This window comes from Variovorax sp. 20P10.2.4 (assembly GCF_058244205.1).
The window spans coordinates 1-5,685 of the sequence record NZ_JBZAYE010000482.1; the positions used below are offsets into that span (position 1 = coordinate 1).

At 71.9% G+C, this 5,685-nt stretch carries 1 protein-coding gene; it reads left to right on the forward strand.

The window, feature by feature from the left end:
* Nucleotides 1–5,685: beta strand repeat-containing protein (locus AC27VN_RS30810; RefSeq protein ID WP_490879017.1), on the forward strand; the 5,685-nt coding region annotated here is incomplete at both ends.

Sequence of the window (5,685 nt, forward strand, 5' to 3'; positions counted from 1 at the left end):
GTGAACCAGGGGGCCTCGGTCGAGTTCCGCGACAGCTCGAGCGCGGGCAATGCGGTGATCGAGAACCGCGGCGGCTCGACCACGCTGTGGTTCAACGCGAATGGCGGCAAGGCGCAGATCACGAACTTCGCGGGCGGGCTGGTCAACCTGCTCGACGACGCGAATGCGGGGCAGGCGCGACTGGTCAACGAGAGCGGCGGGGTGATCGACATCGCCGACCGTGCGAGCGCGGACCAGGCGACGGTGGTGAACAACGCGGGTGCGCTGCTGCGTATCAGCAAGCTCACCACGGCGGGTGTGAGCATCGGCTCGCTCGAGGGCGCGGGCGACGTGCAGCTGGGGGCCAAGGCGTTGACCACCGGCGGGTTGAACACGAGCACCACGCTGTCGGGCACGATCAGCGGCAACGGCGGGTCGGTCGTGAAGGTCGGCAGCGGCACGCTCGGCTTGAACGGTGCCAATACCTACACCGGTGGCACCACGGTGGCGGGCGGCACGCTCGCCGCGAACAACGCGAGCGGCAGCGCCACCGGCACCGGCGCCGTGCAGGTGCAATCGGGCGCCACGCTCGCGGGCTCCGGCAGCATCGCGGGCACGGTCACGGTCGCCGACGGCGGCGTGCTGTCGGCCGGCAATGGCGGTGTCGGCACACTCACGCTCGGTGGCCTGAACCTCGCAGCAGGCTCGACGCTGAACTACGAGCTCGGCCAGGCCGGCGTGGCGGGCGGTGCGCTCAACGACCTGATCAGCGTCAACGGCAACCTGCAGCTCGACGGCACGCTCAACATCGCGCAGTCCGCGGGCGGCAAGTTCGGCGCCGGCCTCTACCGGCTCATCGACTACACCGGCACGCTGACCGACAACGGGCTGGAGATCGGCACGGCGCCGACCGACGCGAAGAACCTGCAGGTGCAGACCGCGGTGGCGAACCAGGTCAACCTGGTCAACAGCGAAGGCGTGGCGCTCACCTTGTGGGACGGCAGCACGCCCGCGAACTTCAACGACGGCAAGGTCGCGGGCGGCAGCGGCACCTGGCGCGCGGGCGGCTCCAGCTCGAGCTGGACCGGCATCGACGGCAAGCTCAACGGCGGCTGGCAGCAGGACGGCGTGGCCGTCTTCAGCGGCCAGGCCGGCACCGTCACGGTCGACACCCAGGTCGGTGCGAATCCGGTGCGCCTCGGCGGCGCGCAGTTCGCGGTGAGCGGCTACACGATCAACGGCGATGCGCTCACGATCACCGCACCCCAGACGGTGGTGCGCGTGGGTGACGGCACCAATGCGGGCGCGGGCATGACGGCGACCATCGCGTCCGCGCTGACCGGCACCGGCGGCCTGGTGAAGGAAGACCTCGGCACGCTGGTGCTCGACAGCGTCAACAGCTACAGCGGCGGCACCACCATCAAGGGCGGCGTGCTGCAGATCGCTTCCGACGGCAACCTCGGCGCGGAGACGGGCGGCCTCGCGCTCGAGGACGGCGCCACGCTGCACGTGACCGGCGGCGCTTCGGGCACGCGGGCCGTGAGCCTGGGCGCGGGTGTGGCCACCTTCGAGGTGGTCCCGGTCGAGACCCTGAGCCTCGGGGGCAAGGTCAGCGGCGCGGGCCGCCTGCGCAAGACCGGCGCGGGGCTGCTGCAGCTCATCGTGGCCAACGACTACACGGGTGGCACCGAGATCGCGCAGGGCAGGATCAATGCGACGGTGACAGACGCGCTCGGCAGCGGGCCGGTGTCGGTGGCGGGCAATGCCACGCTGGTCTTCGCCAACACGGCCGAGGCGGGCAAGCTCGCGATCACCGCGGCCGCGAGTGGCGGCGCGCCGGCCGACAAGGGCGGCTTCGTGCAGTTCCTCAACGGCAGCTCGGCCGGCGAAGCGACCCTGGTGGCGAACCAGGGCGCCTCGATCGAATTTCGCAACACCTCGAGCGCGGGCAAGGCCGTGATCGAGAACCGCGGTGGCTCGACCGACTTCCGGCTCAATGCCAGCGCGGGCCAGGCGCAGATCACCAACCTCGCGGGTGGCCGCATCCGCCTGTTCGACGACGCGAGCGCGGGGCAGGCACGGCTGGTCAACGAAAGCGGCGGGCTGATCGACTTCTTCGACCGCGCGAGCGCCGACCAGGCCACGGTGGTCAACAACGCGGGCGCGAAGCTCGACATCGGCAGCCTCGTCAATGCGGGCACCAGCGTCGGTGCGCTCGACGGCGCGGGCGACGTGCTGCTGGGCGGGAAGGCGCTGACCACGGGTGGGCTCAACACCAGCACCACCCTGTCGGGCACGATCAGCGGAGCCGGTGGCTCGGTCGTCAAGGTGGGCAGCGGAACGCTGGCGCTCACCGGGGCCAACAGCTACACCGGCGGCACCACGGTGGCGGGCGGCACGCTGGCCGCGAACAACGCGAGCGGCAGCGCGACCGGCACGGGCGCCGTGCAAGTGCAGGGCGGCGCCACGCTCGCGGGCACCGGCAGCATCGCGGGCGCGGTCACGGTCGCCAAGGGCGGCACCCTGTCGGCGGGCAATGGCGGCGTCGGCACCCTGAGCGTCGGCGCGCTGAGCCTCGATGCCGGCTCGACGCTGAACTACGAGCTGGGCCAGGCCGGCGTGGCCGGCGGCTCGCTCAACGACCTGATCAACGTCAACGGCAACCTGCAGCTCGACGGCACGCTCAACGTGGCCGAGAGCGCGGGCGGCAAGTTCGGCGCGGGGCTGTACCGCCTCATCAACTACACGGGCACGCTGACCGACAACGGGCTGGACATCGGCACGGCGCCGACGGGCAAGCTCTCGGTGCAGACCTCGGTGGCGAACCAGGTCAACCTGCTCAACAGCGACGGCCTGGTGCTGAACCTCTGGGATGGCGGCAACAGCGCCAACTTCAACGACGGCAAGATCGCGGGCGGTGCGGGCACCTGGCGCGCGGGCGCGCCCGGCGACAACTGGACCGACGCCAACGGGCTGGCCAACGGCACCTGGGTGCAGGACGGCTTCGCGATCTTCGGCGGCCAGGCCGGCACGGTCACGGTGAACAACAAGGGCGCGGGCGGTGCGGTGCGCCTGGGCGGCGCGCAGTTCGCGGTCGACGGCTACACGATCAACGGCGACCCGCTCACCATCACCGCACCCCAGACGGTGGTGCGCGTGGGCGACGGCTCCGGCGCGAGCGCGGGCATGACCGCGACCATCGCGGCGTCGATCGGCGGCGCGGGCGGCCTCGTGAAGGACGACGGCGGCACGCTGGTGCTGACCGGCAACAACAGCTATGCGGGCGGCACCACGGTCAAGGGCGGCATCCTGCAGATCTCGGCCGACAACAACCTCGGTGCCTTCGGCAAGGGCCTGGCGCTCGATGGCGGCACCTTGCGCATCGCGACCGGCTCCGCGCCGTTCTTCGCCTCGCGCGCGCTCGCGCTGGGCGCGGGCGGCGGCACCATCGACCTGGGCAACAGCGTCTTCGGCGTGGGCGGTCTCATCAGCGGCAACGGGCTGCTCACCGTGACCGGCAAGGGCGGCACCCTGGGCCTGGTGGCGGCCAACAGCTACAGCGGCGGCACGCTGCTGCAGGACGGCGCGAGCATCACCACCACCGCGAGCGGCGTGCTCGGCAGCGGCGCGGTGCGCCAGCAGGGCAACGGCACCACGCTGCTCTACACCGACAAGGCGAGCGCGGGCGGCAACGACTACACCGTGGGCCGTGCCGCGAGCGCGGACAGCGGCAACATGCTGGCCTTCGCGCAGAACGCCACGGCCGCGAGCTCGAAGATCACGCTCAACGGCGCGGGCTGGCAGACAGCGGGCGTGAACTCGGTGCAGTTCAGCGGCAACACCAGCGCCGGCACGTCGACCATCGCCAACGCGGGCGGGTCGGTCTACTTCTTCCAGGATGCCAGCGCCGGCAGCGCGACCATCGCCAACGGCGGCAAGAGCCAGCTGAGCTTCGGCGGCAACGCCACGGCCGGCGGCGCGCAAATCGGCAATGCATCGGGCGGCCTGGTGCGCTTCGCCGACAACAGCTCGGGCACGGGTGCCACGGTCGCCAATGCCGCGGGCGGCGTGGTCGATGTCTCGGGCTCGACCGCCAAGACCGGCGTCGAACTCGGTTCGCTCTCGGGCGCGGGCGCTGTCGTTCTCGGCGCCACGCGGCTCACCGTGGGCGGGCTGAACACCAGCGACACGCTGTCGGGCACCGTCAGCGACAAGGGCAGCGTGTTCGCGCAGCCGGGTTCGGGCACGGGCGGTTCGATCGTCAAGGTCGGCGCGGGCACGCTCACGCTCAGTGGCGCCAACAGCTATACCGGCGGCACCACCGTCGCCGCGGGCACGCTCGCGGTGAACAACGCGAGCGGCAGCGCGACCGGCACGGGTGCGGTGCAGATCCTCGGCGGCGCGGTGCTGTCGGGCAGCGGCAGCATCGCGGGCGCGGTGAGCATCGCCAAGGGCGGCGCGCTGTCTGCGGGCAATGGGGACCCCGGCACCTTGACGCTCGGCAGCCTGAGCCTGGCCGATGGCGCGGCGCTGAACTACCAGCTCGGCCAGGCCAACACCGTCGGCGGTCCGCTCAACGACCTCGTCAACGTCAACGGCAACCTGCAGCTCGACGGCACGCTCAACGTGGCGCAGTCGGCCGGCGGCAGCTTCGGCGCGGGCCTGTACCGGCTCATCAGCTACACGGGCAGCCTGACCGACAACGGCCTGGACATCGGCACCGCACCCGGCGCCAAGACCGACCTGCAGGTGCAGACCTCGGTGGCGCAGCAGGTCAACCTGATCAACCGCGCGGGCCTGTCGCTGAACTTCTGGGATGGCGGCGACGCGAGCAAGTACAACGACGGCCAGGTGGCCGGCGGCTCGGGCACCTGGCGTGTCGGGATTCCGGGCGACGGCTGGACCGGTGTCGACGGCAAGATCAATGCGGCCTGGGCACAAGGTCAGTTCGCGGTGTTCGGCGGCACTGCCGGCACGGTCACGGTCAATGACGCGGGCGGCACGGTGCGCATCACCGGCGCGCAGTTCGCCACCGACGGCTACCGCGTGCAGGGCGATGCGATCGAGCTCGGCAATGCCGCGACCACCGTGCGCGTGGGCGACGGCACCGCGGCCGGCGCGGGCATGACCGCGACCATCGCGTCCTCGCTGACCGGCACGGGCGGCCTGGTCAAGGAAGACCAGGGCACCCTGGTGCTCGATGGCAGCAACAGCTACAGCGGCGGCACCACCGTCAAGGGCGGCATCCTGCAGATCGCGTCGGATGACAACCTCGGCGCGGCCACGGGCGGCCTCGCGCTCGAAGGCACCACCCTGCATGTGACCGGCGACACCGCCGGGACGCGCGCCGTGAGCCTGGGGGCGGGTGTCAACAGCTTCGACATCGACCAGACCGTCGCGCTGGACGGCACGGTCAGCGGCGCGGGCAGCCTGCGCAAGATCGGCGCGGGCACCTTGCAGCTCGGTGCGGCCAATGCATACGCCGGCGGCACCGACGTGGCCGCGGGCGCGGTCGAGGCCCTGGTCACGGGCGCGCTCGGCAGCGGCCCGGTGTCCGTGGCGGACAACGCCTCGCTGGCCTTCACCAACACGGCCGAGGCGGGCGCGCTCGCGATCACCGTGGCCGCGCGCGGTGGCGCGCCGGGCGACAACGGCGGCTTCGTCGCGTTCCGCGACAGCAGTTCGGCCGGCGACGCGAGCATCACG